This window comes from Frigoribacterium faeni (assembly GCF_007988805.1).
Lineage (GTDB): Bacteria > Actinomycetota > Actinomycetes > Actinomycetales > Microbacteriaceae > Frigoribacterium > Frigoribacterium faeni.
Genome location: NZ_BJUV01000003.1, coordinates 1 through 20,807 on the forward strand (window position 1 = coordinate 1; position 20,807 = coordinate 20,807).

14 protein-coding genes and 1 riboswitch are annotated in these 20,807 nt (G+C 73.9%); of the genes, 9 read left to right on the forward strand and 5 right to left on the reverse strand.

Translation table 11 applies throughout. The features are described from left to right. The first annotated feature begins 290 nt into the window (after nt 1–290). The 4 genes from FFA01_RS01905 (at nt 291) to FFA01_RS01920 (ending at nt 10,104) form a co-directional block, all read left to right on the forward strand. Entirely contained in the window at nt 291–1,169 is an 879-nt protein-coding gene (locus FFA01_RS01905; RefSeq protein WP_146852438.1) for a hypothetical protein, read from the forward strand. A gap of 174 nt (nt 1,170–1,343) precedes the next feature. Then, complete coding sequence (locus tag FFA01_RS01910; RefSeq protein ID WP_146852440.1) at nt 1,344–4,319, forward strand: autotransporter outer membrane beta-barrel domain-containing protein; 2,976 nt, start codon at nt 1,344–1,346, stop codon at nt 4,317–4,319. Further along, nucleotides 4,316–5,746, forward strand: a complete 1,431-nt coding sequence (locus FFA01_RS01915; protein WP_146852442.1) for a type 1 periplasmic-binding domain-containing protein — start codon at nt 4,316–4,318, stop codon at nt 5,744–5,746. Before FFA01_RS01910 ends, FFA01_RS01915 begins: the two co-directional genes overlap by 4 nt. A gap of 11 nt (nt 5,747–5,757) precedes the next feature. Continuing rightward, on the forward strand, nt 5,758–10,104 hold the full coding sequence (locus FFA01_RS01920) for a type VII secretion EssC family protein (protein WP_146852444.1): 4,347 nt from the start codon (nt 5,758–5,760) through the stop codon (nt 10,102–10,104). A 163-nt stretch (nt 10,105–10,267) separates the two neighbouring features. Here FFA01_RS01920 and FFA01_RS01925 read toward each other — a convergent pair whose 3' ends face one another. Then, complete coding sequence (locus FFA01_RS01925; protein ID WP_146852447.1) at nt 10,268–12,322, reverse strand: serine/threonine-protein kinase; 2,055 nt, start codon at nt 12,320–12,322, stop codon at nt 10,268–10,270. Nucleotides 12,323–12,460: 138 nt separating this feature from the next. On the opposite strand from FFA01_RS01925, the gene FFA01_RS01930 reads away from it, so the two are divergent. Next, the gene (locus FFA01_RS01930; RefSeq protein ID WP_146852449.1) at nt 12,461–12,643 is read left to right on the forward strand and encodes a PspC domain-containing protein; all 183 of its coding nucleotides are present in this window, start codon (nt 12,461–12,463) and stop codon (nt 12,641–12,643) included. A 42-nt stretch (nt 12,644–12,685) separates the two neighbouring features. Here FFA01_RS01930 and FFA01_RS01935 read toward each other — a convergent pair whose 3' ends face one another. Together FFA01_RS01935 and clpS are read right to left on the reverse strand one after the other, a co-directional pair. Then, nucleotides 12,686–13,216, reverse strand: coding sequence for a DUF2017 family protein (locus FFA01_RS01935; protein ID WP_146852451.1), 531 nt, complete (start codon nt 13,214–13,216; stop codon nt 12,686–12,688). After that, on the reverse strand, nt 13,213–13,521 hold the full coding sequence (gene clpS / locus FFA01_RS01940; RefSeq protein WP_146852453.1) for an ATP-dependent Clp protease adapter ClpS: 309 nt from the start codon (nt 13,519–13,521) through the stop codon (nt 13,213–13,215). The genes FFA01_RS01935 and clpS overlap by 4 nt, the downstream gene beginning before the upstream one ends. A gap of 70 nt (nt 13,522–13,591) precedes the next feature. Then, nucleotides 13,592–13,677, forward strand: a riboswitch (ZMP/ZTP riboswitch). 38 nt (nt 13,678–13,715) lie between these two features. Here clpS and glyA point away from each other — a divergent pair. Continuing rightward, the gene (glyA, locus tag FFA01_RS01945; RefSeq protein WP_146852455.1) at nt 13,716–14,993 is read left to right on the forward strand and encodes a serine hydroxymethyltransferase; all 1,278 of its coding nucleotides are present in this window, start codon (nt 13,716–13,718) and stop codon (nt 14,991–14,993) included. Between the two features lie 86 nt (nt 14,994–15,079). Then, complete coding sequence (locus FFA01_RS01950; protein ID WP_146852706.1) at nt 15,080–15,991, forward strand: bifunctional methylenetetrahydrofolate dehydrogenase/methenyltetrahydrofolate cyclohydrolase; 912 nt, start codon at nt 15,080–15,082, stop codon at nt 15,989–15,991. Between the two features lie 259 nt (nt 15,992–16,250). Here FFA01_RS01950 and galK read toward each other — a convergent pair whose 3' ends face one another. Both galK and galT read right to left on the reverse strand, forming a co-directional pair. Further along, nucleotides 16,251–17,456 carry a galactokinase gene (gene galK, locus FFA01_RS01955; protein ID WP_146852457.1) on the reverse strand — a complete coding sequence of 402 codons (1,206 nt, stop codon included), beginning with the start codon at nt 17,454–17,456 and terminating at the stop codon, nt 16,251–16,253. Further along, the gene (gene galT / locus FFA01_RS01960; protein ID WP_146852459.1) at nt 17,453–18,556 is read right to left on the reverse strand and encodes a galactose-1-phosphate uridylyltransferase; all 1,104 of its coding nucleotides are present in this window, start codon (nt 18,554–18,556) and stop codon (nt 17,453–17,455) included. Before galT ends, galK begins: the two co-directional genes overlap by 4 nt. A 79-nt stretch (nt 18,557–18,635) precedes the next feature. Here galT and FFA01_RS01965 point away from each other — a divergent pair, with 79 nt between their 5' ends. Both FFA01_RS01965 and FFA01_RS01970 read left to right on the forward strand, forming a co-directional pair. Beyond that, nucleotides 18,636–19,595 (forward strand): DeoR/GlpR family DNA-binding transcription regulator, encoded by a 960-nt coding sequence (locus tag FFA01_RS01965; protein WP_244289655.1) that lies wholly within the window; start codon nt 18,636–18,638, stop codon nt 19,593–19,595. Continuing rightward, the gene (locus FFA01_RS01970) at nt 19,592–20,524 is read left to right on the forward strand and encodes an aldose 1-epimerase family protein (RefSeq protein WP_146852461.1); all 933 of its coding nucleotides are present in this window, start codon (nt 19,592–19,594) and stop codon (nt 20,522–20,524) included. The genes FFA01_RS01965 and FFA01_RS01970 overlap by 4 nt, the downstream gene beginning before the upstream one ends. The last annotated feature ends 283 nt before the right edge of the window (nt 20,525–20,807 follow it).

Below are 20,807 nucleotides of genomic sequence, written 5' to 3' on the forward strand. Positions count from 1 at the left end.
GCCGCACGATCCCGCCCGCACCGCATGATCCTGCTGATGCCGCACTGTCGCGCTGGTGCCGTCCCCGCGACGGTGTCGGGTGCCACGGACCCCGTCATCGTCGCCCACCTATTACGCATGGATGCGTAATAGGTCCGAAGCGAACACATGTCTTACGCATGGATGCGTAATAGGTCCGAAGCGAACACATGTCGTCGCGACGGCGACGGCGACGGCGACGGCGACAGCAACAGCAACAGCAACTGCGACAGCGGCAGCAGCACGAGCGCGGCCGCAGTAGGGTCGGGCGCATGGGGGCCTGGGGTACGGAGATCTTCGCGGACGATCTCGCCGCCGACGTGCGCGACGACTGGCTCGCGGGGATCGCCGACGGGGTCGAGCCGGCGACCCTCTCCACTCGGCTGATCGACGCCCACACCCTCCTCGACGCCGGCCCGGAGTCGTCCATCGTGTTCTGGCTGGCGCTCGCCGCGTCGCAGCACGAGACCGGGCTGCTCCAGCCCGAGGTCCAGGCGACGGCCCTCGACCTGATCGCCCGCGGCGGCGACGTCTCCCGCTGGGCCGACGAGGACGCCGACCTCGCCGCCGAACGCCAGGTCGAGCTCGAACGCCTCCGCGTCGAGCTGACGGGCCCGCAGCCCGCGCCGGCACCGCCCGCCCGACGGATCGACCACGGAGTCCGCTTCGAGGTCGGCGACGCGGTCGTCCTCACCGCCCCGTCCGGTGCACGCGCCGTCGCGGTCGTGGTCGGCCACGGCGGAACCGCCGACCGGTCGCCGCTGGTGGAGGTCCTGCTCTGGGACGACGACGGCACGCTGCCGTCACCGCACCTCCTGGCGACCGCCCCCGTCCTCCACACCGATCGCGAGGCCATCACCCCGCTCGACCGGCCTCCCCGGGTGCGGCCTCTGCTGCACGTGATGATCACGCCGACCCCCGAGTCCGCGTTCGATCCGAGCGTCGGACGGCTCCTCGCCCGCGGCATCCCGCGTCCCCCCTCGGCCGACCCCCGGGACGGCAGCCTGACCACCGGGGAGGCGGTGGTCACCCACCTCGCCTGGCGCACGCTGGCGCGCTCCATCGACGGCGACGACTTCGCCCGGGAACGGGAGATCACCCGTGAGGCCGTCCGCCCCCGCCGCCGCCTCTGGTCACGCCGGGAGCGATGAGGGATCGTGCCCTCCGATCCGACGCCCGACAGCCACCGATCCGCGCCCGTGCACCGATCCGTCTGTGTCAGGGCCCGCCCACGACCCGGTTGGGGGACAGGGCGACGGTGACGGAGGGCTCGCAGGGCCCCTATCATGCTCGAAGGGAAGCACGTACGAGGGGGATCGGTCTTCATGGCCAGGGGTGACAACACAAACGGCACAGCTCTGCGAACACGACGTGGGGGACGGGCGCTCGGCGCCATCGCCACCGTGGGGGTGGTCGTGCTGCTCGCGACGGCCTGCACCTCGGGCGACACCGAGGTGGACAACCCCTCGAAGATCCTGCAGACGGTCGACACCGCGCTCGCCTCCGACGGGTCGATCACAGCCGTCTCGAGCACGACCATCTCCGTCGACGACGCAGCCGGCACCTCCTCGACCGCCACGGCCGAGCACGCGCCCGCCGACGTCGCCGGCGACCTGCCCATCCGGGTCAGCACCCAGTACCGCACCGACGACGCCACCGGCACCGACCTGGCCGACCTCGACGGCTACGACGGCCGCATCGAGATCGACCTGACGGTCGAGAACCTCACGGTCGCACCGAAGACGCTCACCTACGACGTCGCCGGCAGCTCGCGCACCGACTCGGCTCTCGTCGGGGCCCCGCTCAGCCTCGCCGCCTCGACCGTGCTCGAGGGCGTCTCGCCCAGCCAGATCGTCACCGACTCGGCCGGCGACGGCACGAGCTCCGGCACCGACGGCATCGTCAGCACCACCGACGACGGCGACGCCGTCGTCCAGTGGGCCGCCGTGCTGGCCCCGCCCCGCTCGGGTGCGAGCACCACGCTGCGCCTCGTCGCCGACGTCACCGACTTCGCCACCCCGACCATCGACCTCGCCGCCCAGCCGGGAATCTCCACCGACCTCACCGTCGACGGCGTGCTCGGATCGGCCTTCGACTCGAGCACCACCTCCGAGCTCGCCCTCCAGCAGCGCACGATCGACCTGGTCTCCGACGTCAACACCGTGCTCAGCCGCGCGGGCGAGACCATCACCGAGGTCCGCACCAACCTCGAGAGCACCTCCGAGACCCTCGGCGTCCGCACGTCCGAGCAGCTCGCCGAGAGCAGCTCGTCGCTCGCCGCCACCATGGACGGCCTCAACGGACAGCTCGGCTCGCTCGAGACCGACCTCAGCTCGACGGTCAGCGGCACGCAGTCCGTCGTCCTGTCGCAGCTGCAGCAGACCGTGTCGAGCGTCGACTCCCTGCTCGGCGACACCTCGGCCACCGCGCCGACCGTGACCATCGACGGCGCCGGCTGCGCCGCGGTCGTCTCGCCGCCCGGCGAGGCCTCCAGCGTCTACGGCAGCCTGCTGCAGGTCTCCGCCCAGCTCGACGGCTACGCGCAGTCGACCGTCGGCTGCCGCGACCAGGTCGCCGCCGAGCTGCAGCGCACCGTCGGCCCGGCCGAACCCGATGCCGAGAGCTGCGCCACGGCCGCATCGCTGACCTGCTCGCTGTACGCCTCGTCGGTCACCGTGACCGCGGCCCTCATCGGCCTCGTCAGCGATGGCACCGAGCTGGCCGACCAGCTCCAGCCCGAGCTGGCCCAGCAGGCCATCGAGAGCAACGACCTCCTCGCCGGCGATCTCGGCGAGCTCGACGCCCAGCTCGCCGCGCTGTCCGACGACGCCTCCGAGGACGACGTCGCCCGCGCCCTCGAGGCGCTGCGAGCGACCGCCGACTCCGTGTCCGTCGGCGTCCCGACGCTGCGCGACCAGGTCAGCGGGGTCCACGACCGCGCCCAGCAGGCGCGCGACCGGATCGGCAACGCGCCCGACGCCGACGATCCCTTCCGCTCGCTCACGATGCAGGGGCAGAACGCCAAGCTGGCCGACGAGCTCTGCGACGTCATCGGCAGCGGCTTCGGCGACGGCCTCTCGCGCTCCGAGGTCGAGTACCTGCGCTCCTACCTGACCGACGTCCCCTGCGACGTCCCCGACGACAACGGCGGCGGCGACGGCGACGGATCCACCCCGACCCCGGAGCCCACCGCCACGCCGACCACGGCCCCGACGGCGAGCCCCACGGCGGAACCGACCGCCGAGCCGACCGCCGAGCCGACCGTCGACCCGACGATCGCCCCCGCGTCGATCGGCGACGAGAGCGCAGGAGGCGCGAGCACGCAGGACCTGCGGGCTCCGTTCCCTTACTCCGACCCGATGAGCGACCGTCTCACCGACCAGGCAACCGCGTGGGAGGCCCTCATCACGGCGACCGACGTCGACCGCGACCGCCAGCCCGGCGGCATCGGCGACACGATCGCGACGTTCCAGACGACGACCGACAACCTCGACGAGGCGATCGATCAGCTCGAACGCACGATCCAGGCGGGGAACGGCGGACTGGAGTCCTCCATCGCCGCCCTGCAGTCGACGGTCGACGAGGCCCAGGAGCAGAGCATCGAGGTGAGCACCCGGCTCGCCGCGCTGAAGAGCCAGCAGGACGCCCTCGCCGACCAGGTCGAGGACGCCTTCGCCGACGCGTCGACCGAGGCGTCGACGGAGATCGAGGGCCTGATCCGCTCGCAGGTCCGGGTGGTCTCCGCTCAGGGCGCCGTCAGCCGCGAATCCGTGATCGACGCCTTCGACCGTTCGGTGGCCGGGCTGTCGTCGACGTCGGACGTCGTCGTCGGGGACGCGAAGGAGACCATCGAGGGTCAGCGCGCCGACCTCGGCGAGCAGACCTCCGGTCTCGCCGCCGCTGTGGACGAGCAGACCGCGTCGACGCTCGAGCGCATCGCCCAGAGCACGCAGAACTCGACCCGCGACGTCGAGGGAGCCTCGACGCTGCTCGCCGGCGACCTCGCCAAGGTCATGCTCGACCTGGGCGACCGCGAGGTCGAGGGGTCGGGGATCCTCGGAGCCATGGCGACCAGTGCGGCGAAGGCCGACACGGCCGACTTCCAGCTCGCGCTCGCCTCGCAGAACGCCGCCGGCTACGCCAACGTGCGCGCCGACGACATCGCGGGCATCATGCTGCGCCAGGCCCAGTTCACCGCGTCGCTCGAGGCTGCGACGGCCCTGCCGGCGTTCCACCTCGACGTGCCGTCCGGCGCGACGTCGACCACGCTCTACGCCTTCCGGATCGGAGGCGCACGATGAGCGACGAGACCCGCGGCACCGAGCCCGAGGCGGCCGACGTGACCGCCGCCGACACCCGACCCCGCCGCCCGCGCCGCCGCGGACTCGCCATCGGCCTCGCGGCCGGAGCCGTCGTCGTGGCCGCCGCCGTCGTGATCGCCGTCGTCGTCGTCCGGAACGACGACCAGCCCGTCGGCGAGCCCGTCGCCGCCACCGTGCCCGTCGCCCTCGACGCCTCGGGCGTGCCCGACGGCACGACCGTCGGCGTCGTGCTGACCCTCGGCCCCGGGGCCGAGGGAGCCGACTGGAACGGCGCCGCCCAGGGCGCCCTCGTCGCCGAGCGTCGTCTCGAGCTCGGCGGGGGAGACGTCTCCGTCGTCACCGAGAACGACGGCGGCACCGAGACCGGTGCGCGCGAGGCCGTCGAGGCCCTCGCGCAGCAGGGCGTCGCCGGCATCGTCGTCGCGAGCTCGGGCCCCCACGTGGCCGGGGCCGTCGACGCCGCGGCCGACGCCGGCATCCCCGTGGTCCTGCCCTACGAGGCCGTGCCCGACGGCGTCGACGGGGGCGTCTGGTCGACGGCCCCCGCGGCCGACCGGGTCGGCTCCGCCCTGACCGCGGCCCTGGCCGACTCCGCCCGCACCCTGCTGATCGACGCCGGGGGCGGAGCGCCCGTCGGCGTGGAGTTCGCCCGCACCCTCAACGCCACGTCGAGCGCCGCCGACGGCGAGCTCGGCACCGAGGTCGCGCGCCTGACCGGGGCGCCGTCGACGACCGCCACCGGCGGGGACGACGCGACCAGCGCCTCCTCGGCGACCGAGGCCGAGACCGAGCCGGTGACCGACCCGGCCGACGCCGTCGTCGTCAGCGGCTCCGCCACCCGGCAGGCGGCGGTCGTCGCCGCCCTGCAGACCGCCGACCTCGCCGTGCCCGTCGTGCTCACGCCCGAAGCCACCAGCCCGGCCTTCTCGACCGCGCTGAGGGAGGACGGCGCCAGCCTGTCCGGCTCGCTCGTGACGGTCGGCGTCGAGACCGACGACGCCGTCGCCCTCCGCGGCGACGCCGCCGGGCGCTCGCTCTCGGCGTTCCTCGGCGGGGTCCGCGTCCTGGCGCAGGACGCCGACGCGACCAACCTGACCGGCGACCAGCCGTTCTCGGCCGTCGCGGGCGCCGCCGACGCGCGCAGCCACGACGCCGTCGTCGCCCTGGTGCGCGCGGTCGGCGCGGCCGACTCCGTCGAGCCGGGCGCCGTCGCCGACGCGCTGTCCACGCTGAGCCTCGGCGCCGCCGACGGCGTCGCCGGGCCCGAGCTCGACTTCACGGCGCCCCAGGCTCTCACCGCCGGCGTCGTCGCACTCACCGCGTCGCCGCAGGACCTCGGCCTCCGACCCGCCTCCGACGGCGGCGCCGCCCGCCTGATCTGGTTCGCCGAACCGACCGACGGCTGACGAGGCCCACGATGCGCGTGCTGATCGACCTCGACGGCGACCGTCGGAGCATCGACGTCGACCGCTGGCAGCCGTCGGCGACCCTCGGAGAGCTCGTGACCGCCGCGCGCGGCACCCCGCTCGCCGGCGACGCCGACCTGTTCGTCGACGAGGCGGCCGTGCCGCTCGACACCCCGCTCGACGAGCTCGTGCTGCTCGAGGGCTCGCGCATCGCCCGCACCCCGGGCGCACGCCGCCGCCGGGTGACGGACTGGAGCGTCACCCTCGCCGGCGGGCTCACCGCCGGCCAGGTCGTCGAGGTGCCCCGCACGCGCAGGCTCGTCGTCGGACGGGCGCCGCAGGCCGACCTCGTCCTGCCCACCGCCAGCGCCTCGTGGGAGCACTGCACCGTCGAGCACGACGACGAGGGCGTGCGGATCCGCGACGCCGGATCGACGAACGGCACCCTGATCGACGGGGAGCGCGTCGACGCCGAGGGGGTCGTGATCACCGAGTCGACGACCGTGATCGTCGGCGGCGCCGTGCTGCTCGTGCGGCCCGCCCTGGTCGAGACCACGGTGCCCGCGCCCGGCTCCCTGCGCAATCTGACCCCCGCCTCCACGGCTCCCTTCAACCGGCCGCCCCGACCCGGTCGCACCGACGACGGCGAGCCCGTGCAGCCGCCCGCGCGCAAGGAGGTGCCGCCGGCGTCGAAGTTCAGCTACATCACCGTGCTGGCCCCGCTGCTGCTGGCCGGCGCGATGGTCGCCCTGCTCGGCGACGCCCGCTTCGCGCTCTTCGCGCTGCTCAGCCCGGTCACGGCCATCGGCATGTGGCTCGAGCAGAAGCACCGTCGCTCGAAGAACCTGACGGAGGAGGAGGAGCGCTTCTCGACGGCGGTCGACGGATTCCGTGCCGAGATCGCCGAGGCCGCAGCCGAGGAGGCGCGGCGCCGCCACGATCTCGTGCCCGACCCCGCCACGGTGCTGCGTCGCCCGGAGCTGCCGACCACGCTCCTCTGGCAGCGTCGGGTCGGCGCCGACGACTTCCTCGCCCTGCACGCCGGCACCGGAGACGTGCCCTGGCGGCCCCAGGTCGACGACCGCGGGTCGACCCGTCTCGACGACGTCGTCAAGGAGGCCCTCGCCGCCGGCCGCCTGTCCGCGGCCCCGGTGGTCGTCGATCTCACCGACGCGGGCGTCGTCGGCATCGTCGGCGATCGTGCGGGGGCGCTCGCGCTCGCCCGCAGCCTGCTGGCCCAGGCCGCCGTGCACTGCGGCCCCGCCGACCTGACCATCGGCACGTTCTGCGACCCCGGTCGCGACGGCGACTGGGAGTGGGCCTCGTGGCTGCCGCACACCCGCCAGGTCGGCAGCAGCACGGGCGACCGCTGGATGTCGGCTCGCCGCGAGGCGAGCGTGTCGATGCTGCGCGGCCTCCGCGAGACGGTCGACGAGCTGCCGACCCCCGCGCTCCTGGTCGTCCTCGACTCCGAGGTGCTGACCGAGGGCCGCGACGCGCCCGCCCGCGCCATCCTCGGCCACGGTCGCTCGGTGTCGGGGTCGTCGCTCCGCACGAACGAACGGACGGTCCGGGTGAGCGGCATCGTCATCGCCACCTCCGAGGAGCAGCTGCCCGCCTCGTGCACCACCGTCGTGGTCGTCGGCGAGGACGCCGCCGCGACCGTGCACCGGCCCGAGGACCGCACCCGGGTCGACGACGTCGTGCTCGCCGGGGTCGACGTCGCCACCGCCGAGACCTGCGCCCGGCACCTCGCGCACTTCGACGACCCCGAGCTCATCGTGCCCGGCGCCTCGCTGCCCTCGCTCGTGCGGCTGCCCGAGCTGCTCGGTGCGCCCCGGCTCGACGCCGAGGCCGTCCGCACGATGTGGCGCCAGCCGTCCGGCGTCTCGACCCCGATCGGGTCGTCCGAGTCGGGCGTGCTGACCCTCGACCTCGTGGCCGACGGCCCGCACGGCCTCGTCGGCGGCACCACCGGCTCGGGCAAGAGCGAGTTCCTCCGCTCGCTGGTCGCCGGACTCGCGGCCCGCAACGACCCGACCCGCCTGAACTTCATCCTCATCGACTTCAAGGGCGGCGCCGCGTTCGCCGCCTGCGAGCGGCTGCCGCACACCATCGGCACCATCAGCAACCTCGACGAGCAGCTCGCCGACCGGGCGCTCCGCTCGCTCGAGGCCGAGATGCAGCGGCGTCAGCGCGTGTTCGCCGAGGCCGGCGACGACATCGACAACCTCGAGGCGTACCTGGCGACGTCGCCCGCGGAGCCGATGCCGCGCCTCCTCCTCGTCGTCGACGAGTTCGCGATGCTCGCGAAGGACTTCCCCGACGTGCTGAGCTCGCTGGTCAGCGTCGCCGCCGTCGGGCGCACGCTCGGCGTGCACATGATCCTCGCGACGCAGCGGCCCGCGGGCGTCGTCAACGACGACATCCTCGCCAACACCAACCTCCGCGTCGCGCTGCGGGTGCAGAGCCGCGAGGACAGCAGCAACGTGATCGGCGTGCCGGCCGCCGCGGGAATCTCGCGGGCGCAGACCGGACGCGCGTACGTGAAGCTCGGGCAGGACGACATCACGCCGGTGCAGACCGCTCTCGTCACGGGCCGCGCCCAGGCGGCGACGGCCGAGGCCGTCAGCGTGCGCGAGATCGGCATGTTCGGCGTGCCGGCGCCCCGTCCAGCCGGTCCGCGCGCCTCGGCGAAGGACGCGACCGACCTCGACGAGCTCATCGACGCGGTCGTGGCGGCCGACGCGGAGGCCGGCTTCGCGCCTCCTCGGCAGGTCTGGCCGGAGGCGCTCGGCGAGCGGGTCGCGCTGGCGGGCTTCCCGACGGACCAGGCTCCGGACGAGGGCGCCGCGCCGGACGAGGGCGTCGCGTCGGACGGCGGCCGGTCGATCGTCGCCGCGCCCGTCGTCGGCGGCGTGCAGGGCGATCGGGTCACGGTGGCGCTGGCCGACGAGCCCGACCTGCAGCGGCAGAGCCCGGCCGGGTGGGACCTCGACCAGGGCAACCTGCTCGTGATGGGGATCCCGGGCAGCGGCACGAGCACCACGCTCGCCACCATCGGCCTCACGCTCGCCCGCGAGACCGCGCCGGACGACCTCGACCTCTACGTGCTCGACCTCGGCTCGCGCGACCTCGCGCCGCTCGCCGACCTGCCGCACACCGTCGCCTACGTCGGCGCCGGCGGCGGGGCCAAGGAGCAGCAGGCGCGGTTCCTCCGCCACCTGCGCACCGAGCTGGAGCAGCGGCGCGCGCAGCCCCTCGGCCGCCGCCGTGCCGTGGTGCTGCTCGACGGGCTCGCCGCGCTGCGCGATGAGCTGCAGGACTACGAGGGGCAGCAGCTGCTCGACCTGCTCTACCGGGTCTACGCCGACGGTCCCGCCCTCGGGCTCTCGTTCGCCGTGTCGACCACCCGCGCCAAGGCGGTGCCCTCGGCGATGGACGAGGTCACGACGCAGAAGTGGCTGTTCCGCCTCGCCGATCCCTACGACTACGCCTCGCTGGGCGTGCGGGCGAAGGCGATCCCCGCGCCGGTGCCCGGCCGGCTCGTCGACGTCACGAGCCGCCTGCAGATGCACGTGGCCACGCCCGGCGGGTCGCTGGCCGAGGCCGTCGCCCACGTGGCGGAGACCTGGAAGGGCGCGGCGCCGAAGGCCAACGCCATCGGACAGCTGCCCGACGACATCCGCGTCGACGAGCTCGGCGTCGCGCCGACGTTCGACGGCGAGCCCTGGCGCCTGCCGGTCGGCATCGGCGAGGACGACCTCACGCCCGCCCTGCTCGAGGTCTACGAGGGCGAGCACGTGCTCGTCGCCGGCCCCGCCCGGTCGGGCAAGTCGACGCTGCTGCTGGCCCTCGCGGAGTCGGTGCGCACGGCCTCGGGGTCGGCGCGTCCGGTCGTCTGGGGCATCGGCGACCGCCGCTCGCCGCTCGTGCACGCCGCCCTCGACCGGGTCGCCGTCGGCGCCGACGAGGTGCCGGCCCTGCTCGCGGCCCTGCGGCTCGAGCGCGGACCGGTGGTGCTGCTGATCGACGACGCCGAGCGGTTCGACGACACGGACCAGGCGATCGCGTCGCTCCTCGCCGCCAACCGGCCGGGCCTCTGCGTGATCGCCGCCGGCCGCTCGGCGGATCTGCGGACGCTCTACAGCCACTGGACGAAGACCCTCCGCAAGTCGCGCTGCGGCGTGCTGCTGCAGCCCGACGTCGACTACGACGGAGAGCTGCTCGGCGTGACCCTGCCCCGGCGGGCGCCGGTCGCCCTCACCCAGGGGCGGGGCTACCTCGGCGTCGGCGGCGCCGTGCGCCTCGTGCAGGCGATGAGCCCGAGCGCGGCCGAGCCGGCGCGGACCGCCTGACCCGCGCCTCCTCGGGCCCTCGCTCGCGCTCGCGCGCGCTCTCGCCAGCTCGCACTCGCGCTCGTGGCCGATCGAGTGGTCGGAAGATGCTCGTCGTCGCGCTCCGAAGAGCATCTTCCGACCACTCGATCTCGCTGCCGGGTCGGACGAGCCCGCTCGCGGGCTACTCGCGGGTCGTGATGCTGAAGGGCGAGCTCTCGAGGTTCGTGAAGTTGCCGACCGTGGCCCTCAGCACGCACGACGGCGCCACGGACAGGGCCGTGACGACGAGCCCGTCCGACGAGACCGCGAGGGCGCCGGCGCAGCCGTCCGCGAACCGGACCCCGGCCTCCCCTCCGGCGACGTCGACCAGCATCTGCGACGGCGACCCCGTGCTCGGGCTCGAGTACAGCGGGTTCAGCTCGTCGGGCCCGCCGGCCCAGACGGGCACCAGCGTGACGGTCAGCGGCGTCTGGCTGACCGTCCGCGAGGGGGTCACGACCTGGACCCCGAGGAGGCGCTGGGCCGGATACGAGGTCCCGGTCACGGTCTCGTCGGTGGTCGCCTCCGTGGTCGCGGCGGCCGCGCCGTCGAGCCAGGCGTCGAGGGCGGCGCCGTCCGCGAAGGTCGCCGGCAGCGTCGCGGTGATCTCGACCTGGCCGCCCGCGGGGACGTCCACGCCGGTCAGGGTCCAGGCGCAGTCGGCCGTGACCCCGGTGACCGACGGCTGGTTGCGCGTCGCCGTGGCGCCCGTCCAGGTCACGGGCGGGCAGCCGTCGCCGTCGGCGACCCCGGGCACGACCTCGAGCAGCGGGCCGGTCAGCGGGGCGCTCTGGGCGGCGTAGTCGAGGGTCAGGGCGACGGTGCCCTCGGCGGGGTCGTAGCTCGCGTCGCGGGTGATCGAGAGGCCGGTCGGCAGCGCGGGGTCGCGCTGGCTCGCCGTCGCCGCGTGGGGGGCGGTCGGCGTCGCCTCGGGCTCGCCGCTCGGCAGCAGCCAGACCAGGCCGACAACGAGAGCCGCGACGAGCACGACGCCGACGGCCGCGAGCGCGATGGTCCTGTTCGTCAGCCAGGCGGGACGCCGACCCGAGCGCGCCTCCTCGGCCGTGTCCGGTCGTGACGCCGGGGCGCCGACGGGACGGCGCAGGGGTCGCACGATCGTCGCCGAGCCCGCGCTGCCGAGGTCGGGCAGCGGCTCGGCCGGCGGGGTCGCGGTGGCCGCGTCGTCGGCGCCGGCAGGTGTCTGCGGTGCGGAGCTCGCGCCCCCCGGGATCGTCCCGGGGGTCACCGCTCCGGCGGCCGCGCCCCGCACGATCGTCGCGGGACGCTCGACGTCGGCGAACCCATCGGGTGCGACGGCGGCGGGGAGGGCCGCGAGGCCGGCGTGCGCACCGGCGAGGCTGCGCACGGTGCTGGCGGCGTCGGCGGCGGAGGGCCGGACCGCGGGGTCCTTCGACAGCAGCGACTCGAGGGCCGCCCAGAGATCGTCGGGGAGATCGAGCCGCGGGGGAGTCGAGGTGACGTGCCGGTAGGCGACCGTGAAGTCGGTGCCGGGGCCGGCGAACGGCGTGCGACCCGCGAGCAGCTCGTAGAGCATGACGCCGGTGGCGTAGACGTCGCCCGCGGCCCCGGAGCGCCCCTGGCTGATCAGCTCGGGCGACATGTACTGCGGGGTGCCGAGGAGGCCCGTCGTCTGCCTGAGCTTCTCGTCGACCACGGACGCGATGCCGAAGTCGCCGACCCGCACGGCACCCGTCAGGCCCGGGCGCCAGGGCTCGGCGAGGAGCACGTTGTCGGGCTTGACGTCGCGGTGGGTCACCTGGCGGGCATGGGCGGCCGAGAGGGCGTCGAAGACCTCGGCCGCGAGCGTGAGGGCGTCCCGGGCCGGCAGCGGGCCGCTCCGCGCGAGGAGGTCGCCGACCGAGCCGCCGGGCACGAGGTCCATGACGATGGCGAGCCGGTCGCCCTCGACGACGAGGTCGCGCACCCGCACGATGCCGGGGTGGCGCAGCGACAGCAGCACCGAGCGCTCGCGCACGAAGCGCTCGACCAGGGCCGAGTCGTCGGCGTGCTCGGGCTTCAGGAGCTTCGCGGCCGCCTCGCCGCTCGCGGCCTCGCCCTCGGTCTCGCCTGCGCCCGCGACCGAGACGCGCCAGACCTCACCGACCGCGCCGGTGCCGATCAGCTCGACCAGCCGGTAGGAGGCCCCCAGAGCCTCGCCGGACCGCGACTGCGCCACGATTCCCCCTCTTGCACGCCCGGACCCCGCGCCGGGGCGTTCTGGGGTTCATCGTAGTGACCCCGGGGGCGGTGCGGACGCGGCGGCCGGACGGGGGCTCGTCGGGCGTCGGTCAGGCCCGACTGGCATGCTCGGGTCATGGCTACCCTCACTCGTCCCCGTCGCGGCAAGGTCATCGCCGGCGTCTGCGCCGCCCTCGCCAACCGCTTCAACATCAGCCCGTTCCTGGTCCGGCTGCTGTTCGTGATCTCGATCGTGCTGCCCGGCCCGCAGGTGCTGCTCTACGTCGTGCTCTGGTTCCTGTTCCCCAAAGAGAAGTAGGCCGACACGGTCCGACCCGCCGGCCGCGCCCGGACGGCGCCGTCAGCGGGTCAGCGTCTGGACGAGCGACTCCTGCAGGTACCCGAGCCAGTCGTACACGTCGTGCATCACGCGCTGGGGTGCCTCGTGCCCTTCGGGGAACCCCTCGTCGGTGACCCCCAGGCGCGTCCCGAGGGTCAGCCGCAGGTCGGTGAGGCTCCGCAGCCACGACTGCTGCGCCGCGGTGTCGAGGCGACGCTCGTCGTGCGCCCGGTTCCGTCGACCGGCACCGCGCCTCCTCGGCTCGTCGGCGGCCTCGTCGCCCGCCGGGTCGTCCGCGAGCGTGGCCAGCACCGCCCGGGCGTTGGCGATCTTCCGGGTCGTGAGATCGTCGGCCGTGAAGCGGCGGAACTCGGCGGCGGCGTCGGCGTCGTCGGGATAGGCCGACGGCAGGAGGCGCGCGACGGCCGGATCCCCGGGGTCGCCGCCCTCGAGCAGCTGCACGAGCTGCGTGGTCAGGTCGGTCAGCAGGCCGCGTTCGTGGTCGCGCAGCGACAGCACGAGGGCGTCGCCGTCGCGGCGGAACGGGATCACTCGTCGGCCTTCGACACGGTGGCCCGGAGCCCGAAGTCGTGGAGGGCCTCGACGTGGCGCTCCATGGCTTCGCGCAGTCCCGTCGCGACGGCCGCCTTGCCGGTGGTGTGCACCTGCATCATGAGCCGCTCGCACCGCCCCTTCGGGTACCCGAAGTAGGTCTGGAAGACGTACGTCACGTACGACATCAGGTTCACCGGGTCGTCCCACACCAGGGTCACCCACGGGGTGTCCGGGGCCGCGAGGAGGCGCAGGTCGCCTTCGGCCTCGGTGCCGGTGCGATTGTCGTCGAGGGCGGTGCTCACGCACCCAGGGTGCCACGCCGGGCCGGGGAGCGCGCCGGACGCTTTCCGCCGGCGGGGCGTCGCGTTATGCTGAGTCGGTCGCGACTGGCGTTCAGATGGTCGACCATCGGGGAGCGACTGACACACGGTTGGTGGCCGTACGCCTGGGCCACGACACCAGATCCCGTCCGTCCCGTGTGCCGAGGAGCAGTCCCATGACCCATGACCAGAAACTCCCGTCGACCTTCAACGAGCCGCTCTCGGTCGTCGACCCCGAGATCGCCGCCGTGCTCGAGCAGGAGCTCGGCCGTCAGCGCGACTACCTCGAGATGATCGCGTCCGAGAACTTCGTGCCGCGCGCCGTGCTCGAGTCGCAGGGCTCCGTGCTGACCAACAAGTACGCCGAGGGCTACCCGGGCCGCCGCTACTACGGCGGCTGCGAGTTCGTCGACGTCGCCGAGAACCTCGCCATCGAGCGCGCCAAGTCGCTCTTCGGCGCCGACTTCGCCAACGTCCAGCCGCACTCCGGCGCGCAGGCCAACGCCGCCGTCCTCGCCGCGCTCGCCGACATCGGCGACACGATCCTCGGCCTCGAGCTGTCGCACGGCGGCCACCTCACCCACGGCATGAAGCTCAACTTCTCGGGCAAGATGTACAAGGCCGTCGCCTACGAGGTCGACCCCGAGACCTACCTGATCGACATGGACGTCGTCCGTCGCCAGGCGATCGAGCACAAGCCGAAGGTCATCATCGCCGGCTGGTCGGCCTACCCGCGCCAGCTCGACTTCGAGGCGTTCCGCGCCATCGCCGACGAGGTGGGCGCCTACCTCTGGGTCGACATGGCCCACTTCGCCGGCCTCGTCGCCGCCGGGCTGCACCCGTCGCCGGTGCCGCACGCCCACGTCGTCTCGTCGACCGTGCACAAGACCCTCGCCGGCCCCCGCTCCGGTGTCATCCTCTCGAACCACGAGCCCCTGTTCAAGAAGCTCAACTCGGCCGTGTTCCCCGGCCAGCAGGGCGGCCCGCTGATGCACGTCATCGCCGCCAAGGCGACGGCGTTCAAGCTCGCGGCCGAGCCCGAGTTCAAGGACCGCCAGGAGCGCACGATCCGCGGCGCCCAGCTGCTCGCCGCCCGTCTGACGGCTCCCGACGCGAAGGCCGCCGGCATCGACGTCCTCACCGGCGGCACCGACGTGCACCTGGTGCTCGTCGACCTGCGCGCCAGCGAGGTCGACGGCAAGCAGGCCGAGAACCTCCTGCACGACGTCGGCATCACCGTCAACCGCAACTCCGTCCCGTGGGACCCTCGCCCCCCGATGGTCACCTCCGGCGTCCGCATCGGCACGTCGGCCCTCGCCACGCGCGGCTTCGACGACGCTGAGTTCACCGAGGTCGCCGACATCATCGGTCTCGCGCTGATGCCCGACCCCGACATCGCCGCGCTCGCCGCCCGCGTGAAGGCGCTCACCGACGCGTTCCCGCTCTACGCGTGAGCGAGGGGCTGACCGAACCGACCCGCGCCTCCTCGGCCGACTCCGGCAGTGCCGGGGCCGGTGCTGCGGCCGCGGCCGGGCGGGCGGTGCCGCGCGAGCGCTTCGTCGCGGGCGACGACTCGACGGCGATCAGGATCGACGGCACGGCGCTCGCCGCGGCGGTGAAGGACGACCTGCGGGTGCGGGTCGACGCGCTGAAGGCTCGGGGCATCGTGCCGGGTCTCGGCACGATCCTGGTCGGTGCGAACCCCGGCTCGCTCTCGTACGTGGCGGGCAAGCACCGTGACTGCGCCGAGGTCGGCATCGAGTCGATCCGCCTCGACCTGCCGGACACCGCGTCGGAGGACGAGATCCGCGCCGCCATCGAGTCCATGAACGCGAACCCGGCGGTCACGGCGTTCATCATCCAGCTGCCCCTGCCGGTCGGCATCGACCCGACCGCGATGCTCGAGCTGATGGATCCGGCCAAGGACGCCGACGGTCTGCACCCGGTCAACCTCGGCGAGCTCGTGCTCGCGGTGCCGGGTGGCAAGGGGTCGATCGACACCCCGCTGCCGTGCACGCCGCGGGGCATCGTCGAGATGCTGCGGGCCTACGACATCCCCATCGCCGGGCGGCACGTGACGATCATCGGCCAGGGGCTGACCGTCGGGCGCCCCCTGGGGCTCCTGCTGACGCGGCTCGAGGCGACGGCGACCCTGACGCACTCGCGCACGGTCGACGTGGCCGCGGAGGTGCGGCGCGCCGACATCGTCGTCGCGGCGGCGGGCGTGGCGGGGCTGGTCGAGCCCGACTGGGTCGCACCGGGGGCCGCCGTCATCGACGTCGGGATCACCCGCGTGCTGAACGAGGAGACCGGCAGGTACCGGCTGCGCGGCGACGTCGACCCGGCGGTCGCGTCGGTGGCCGGGTTCCAGTCGCCGGTGCCCGGCGGCGTCGGGCCGATGACACGCGCGATGCTGCTGAAGAACGTGGTCGAGGCGGCCGAGCGGCGCTGAGCCGCCGAGTCGCTACGACACCAGGAAGTGGGCACGGCGCCAGGTCTTCGCCTGGTGCCGTGCCCACTTCGTGGTGCTGTGGGGGGATGCGGGTGCGGTGAGGCGGGCGGCGGGCCTCGACTGTGGCTCGGGTGGGGAGTGCGGGCATCGCCACCACGCCAGGAGATGGGCACGGCACCAGGCTTTTCCCTGGTGCCGTGCCCACCTCGTGGCGCTGTGCGGGTGCGACGGCGCGACGGCGCGCCGCGCGCCGCAGGCGTCAGCCGTCGCGGCGGGCGCCCTCGGCGGCGTTGACGGTGAAGAGCGTCGGGGCCGTGTAGGCGGCGTCGGCGAAGGCGGCGACGACAGCGGCCTCGACGGCCGCCCGCGCCTCGGCGGGCACCAGCGCGATGGCCGATCCGCCGAAGCCGCCGCCCGTCATCCGGGCGCCGAGCGCACCCGTGGCCTGAGCGGTCGCGACGGCGAGGTCGAGCTCGGGGACCGAGATCTCGAAGTCGTCGCGCATCGACACGTGCGAGGCGTCGAGCAGCCGGCCGATGGCGAGCGGGCCCTCGGTGCGCAGCGTGCGGACGGTGTCGAGCACCCGCTGGTTCTCGGTGATCACGTGGCGCACGCGGCGGAAGGTCTCGTCGTCGAGGGTCTCCTCGGCGCGTTCGAGGTCGCCCGCGTCGAGGTCGCGCAGCGACGTGACGCCCAGCGCGGCCGCGCCCTTCTCGCACGAGGAGCGACGCTCGACGTACCCTCCGGTGGCGTGGGCGTGCTCGACGTTGGTGTCGATCACGAGCACCTCGAGGCCGGCGGCGGCGAAGCCGAGGTCGACGACGTCGGCGTCGAGGCTGCGGCAGTCGAGGAACACACCCGAGTCGGCCTGGCCGAGCAACGAGGCGGACTGGTCCATGATGCCCGTCGGCGCACCGACGGCGTCGTTCTCGGCGAGCTGTCCGACGGCGGCCAGCGTCGACCGGTTGACGTCGATCGACCAGAGCTCGGCGAAGGCGACCGCGACGGCGCACTCGAGGGCCGCCGACGACGACAGCCCGGCGCCGACCGGCACCTCGGAGTCGACGAACAGGTCGAGGCCGCGGGCGGTCGAGAGGTCGATGGTCGTCAGGTCTCCGCCGGCGGCGGCGAACGCGGGGGAGTCGGAGTGCTGCGCCGCGACCGACAGGGCCCAGGCGATGCCGAAGGCGTAGGTGGACCAGCCCGACATCGACGCGGGGTCGAGCGCGTCGAGCGAGATCTCGTGCACCCCCTCCTCGAAGGTCGAGGAGATGCGCAGCAGTCGGTCGTCGCGTCGGCCGACCGTCACCGTGGTGCGGCGATCGATGGCGAACGGCAGCACGAAGCCGTCGTTGTAGTCGGTGTGCTCGCCGATCAGGTTGACGCGGCCGGGGGCCGACCAGCGGCCGACGACCTCGGTGTCGAAGACGTCGGCGAAGCCGCGGGGAGTGGTGGTGTCGGTCATGAGCGCTCGATCGCCTCTCGGATCAGGTCGGCCTGCGCCTCGGGGACGAGGTCGCCGATCCAGGCTCCCATCGCCGCCTCGGAGCCCGCCAGGAACTTCAGTCTCGTCTCGGCCCGCCGGGGCGAGGTGATCTGCAGCATCAGCCGCACGGTGTCGCGGCCGACGTTGACGGGTGCCTGGTGCCAGGCCGAGATGTAGGGGGTCGGATCGCCGTACAGGGCGTCGACGCCCCGCAGGAGGCGCCGGTACATGATCGCGAGCTCGTCGCGTTCGTCGTCGGTCAGCCCGGCGAAGTCGGGCACGTGGCGGTGCGGCAGCAGGTGGATCTCGATCGGCCAGCGGGCCGCGAACGGCACGAACGCCGTGAAGTGCTCGCCCGCGAGGACGACGCGGGGTCCGCCGCGCTCGTTCTCGAGCAGGTCGGCGAAGAGCGTCGGGCCGTAGGACTCGATGCTGCGCAGCAGGCTCGTGGTGCGGGGCGTGACGTACGGGTAGGCGTAGATCTGGCCGTGCGGGTGGTGCAGCGTGACGCCGATCGCCTGACCGCGGTTCTCGAACGGGAACACCTGCTCGATGCCGGGCATCGCCGACAGGGCGGCGGTGCGGTGCGCCCAGGCCTCGACCACGGTGCGGGCGCGCGACTCGCTGAGGTCCGCGAACGAGCCCTCGTGCTCGGGGCTGAAGCAGACGACCTCGCAGCGGCCGACGCTGCGGCGCGTGCGACCCATGCCGAGGTTCCCGAGGTCGTCGACGCCCTCGGGCGCGTTCTCGTCGGTGAGGAGCGGGCCGAACGACGGCGAGCGGTTCTCGAAGACCGCGACGTCGTAGACGTCGGGGATCTCGGACGGGTTGGTCGGCGACGCGGGAGCCAGCGGGTCGAGCTCGGCCGGCGGCAGGAACACGCGGTTCTGGCGGGAGGCGGCGATCGAGACCCAGTCGCCGGTCAGGACGTCCTGCCGCATCGTGGCGGTGTCGGGACGGGGGTCGAGCGTGCGGGCGTCGGCGCGACGGTCGGGGCCGAGCGTCGTGTCGGCGTCGTCGAAGTAGATGAGTTCTCGCCCGTCGGCGAGCAACGTCGTTCGGGTGGCGATCGCCGCCATGTGGAGCCTCCTCGGTCGCGCCCCCGCGTCAGGTGATTTGCATTTGCGAAAGCACCTGAAAGCATACGAAACTGGAGCCGTGAACGCCAACCCGAACGATCCGCAGCTGCCGGGCGAGCGTCGGCGCGATCGCATCGCCGACCTGGTCGGTCGACGCGGCTTCGTGCGGACGGCCGAGCTCGCCCGCGAGTTCCGGCTCTCCGAGGTGACGATCCGCACCGACCTCGAGAGCCTCGCCGCCGACGGCCTGCTGTCGCGCGTGCACGGCGGGGCTCTCTCCCTCGACCGTCCGGTGGTCGAGCGCCCGTTCGAGGAGGAGAGCTCGATCGGCATCGAGGCGAAGCGGGCGATCGGGGTGGCCGCGGCGTCGCTGGTCCGCTCCGGAGACTGCGTCGTGCTCGACGTCGGCACGACCACGACCCAGATCGCGCTCGCCCTCCTCGAGCGGCACGACCTCGAGGGGGTCGTCGTCGTCACCAACGGGTTGACGATCGCCCTCGCCCTCGAGCAGGCCGTCCCGCGGTTCACGGTGATCGTGTCCGGCGGCACGCTGCGGCCGCTGCAGCACTCACTCGTCAACCCGCTGGCGACGAGCGTCTTCTCGAGCATCACGGCCGACGTCGCCTTCATCGGCTGCACCGGGGTCGACGTCGCGCACGGCGCGACCAACGTGAACCTGCCCGAGACCGACCTCAAGCGCCTCATGACGCAGACCGCACGACGCTCGTACCTCGTCGCCGACGGGGCCAAGCTGTCCGACGCCCATCTCGGGGTGATCGCGCCCCTCGCCACCTTCGAGGCGCTGATCACGGCCGGCGCCGACCCGGCGCACGTCGACGAGCTCCGGGCCGCGGGGCTGGCCGTGGTCGAGGCCGACGACATCGACGCCACCGGCCTCGGCGAGGTCGGCGGCGGCGAGGCCGGCCACGCCCGCGACGACGCCGACGCCGACGCCGACGCTGACGCCGTCGCCGGGGACGACACTGAGACCGACGCCGCGACGGTCGGCGTCGACCGGACACGAGGAGACCACCGATGACCGCAGCACCGACCGGCAGCCAGTTCCACCTCGAGCTCGACGCCGACGGGCGTCGCGTCACCGCGATCGTCACCGAGGTGGCCGCGGGCATCCGCGCCCTCGAGGTCGACGGTGCAGCCCTGACCGAGACGTTCGCCGAGCACGAGACCCCGCCGTCCGCGTGCGGCATCACGCTCTTCCCCTGGCCGAACCGGGTCGACGGAGGTCGATGGACGCTCGACGGCGTCGAGCAGCAGCTCGACCTCACCGAGCCGGCCAAGGGCAACGCCAGCCATGGTCTGCTGCGCTACACGGCGTACCGGCCGATCGTCGTCGAGCCGCACGCCGTGACCCTCGGTGCGACGGTGTTCCCGCAGCACGGCTGGCCGTTCCAGCTCGCGACGACCGTGCGGCACGAGCTCGTCGCCGACGGCATGGTCGTGACCCACACGGTCGAGAACGTCGGTCGCGGGCGGGCGCCGTTCGCGGTCGGCTCGCACCCGTTCCTCCGGGTGGGCGACCACGACCCGGCCACCCTGCGGGTGACCCTCGACGCCGCGACCCGGTTCGAGGTCGACGAGCGGAGCATCCCGACGGGCACCGCCCCCGTCGCCGGCACCGACGTCGACCTCCGTGGAGGGCCGCTGGTGGGCGACCTCGACCTCGACACGGGGTACCGCGACGTCGTCGCCGACGAGCACGGCGTCCGGCGCACGAGGCTGACCGCCCCCGACGGCTGGTCGACCGAGCTCTGGCAGGACGCCTCGTTCGGCTACGTGCAGGTCTTCACGCCGCGGAACTTCCCGCGCGACGGCGTCGAGGGGCTGGCCGTGGCCGCCGAGCCGATGACGGCCCCGGCCAACGCGCTGGCGACCGGCGAGGGCCTCGTCTGGCTCGACGAGGGCGAGTCGTGGACGGCCGCGTGGGGCATTCGGCGGACCCGTGACTGACCCCGAAACGTCTCGGCACTGTCCTTTTTACGCAGAATCCTGAGAACGATTTCCCTCGGGCGCGATTCACGCTAGCGTGAGCAGGCGTTCGGCTGGTTACCGGACGCTCGTCGTCGAATTGCTCTGGCGGCCGCTCTTTTCCTGATCCGAATGGCGGCCCCGTCTACTCGGCGCACCGTGCCCCCTGCACCGGTGCCCAGCGCGCCGGAGCAGGGGGCGCGGTCCTTCTCGCGGCGGGCCGGCGGTCCTGGCGCGCGGCGTGAGCCCCGGCCCGACGTGACGA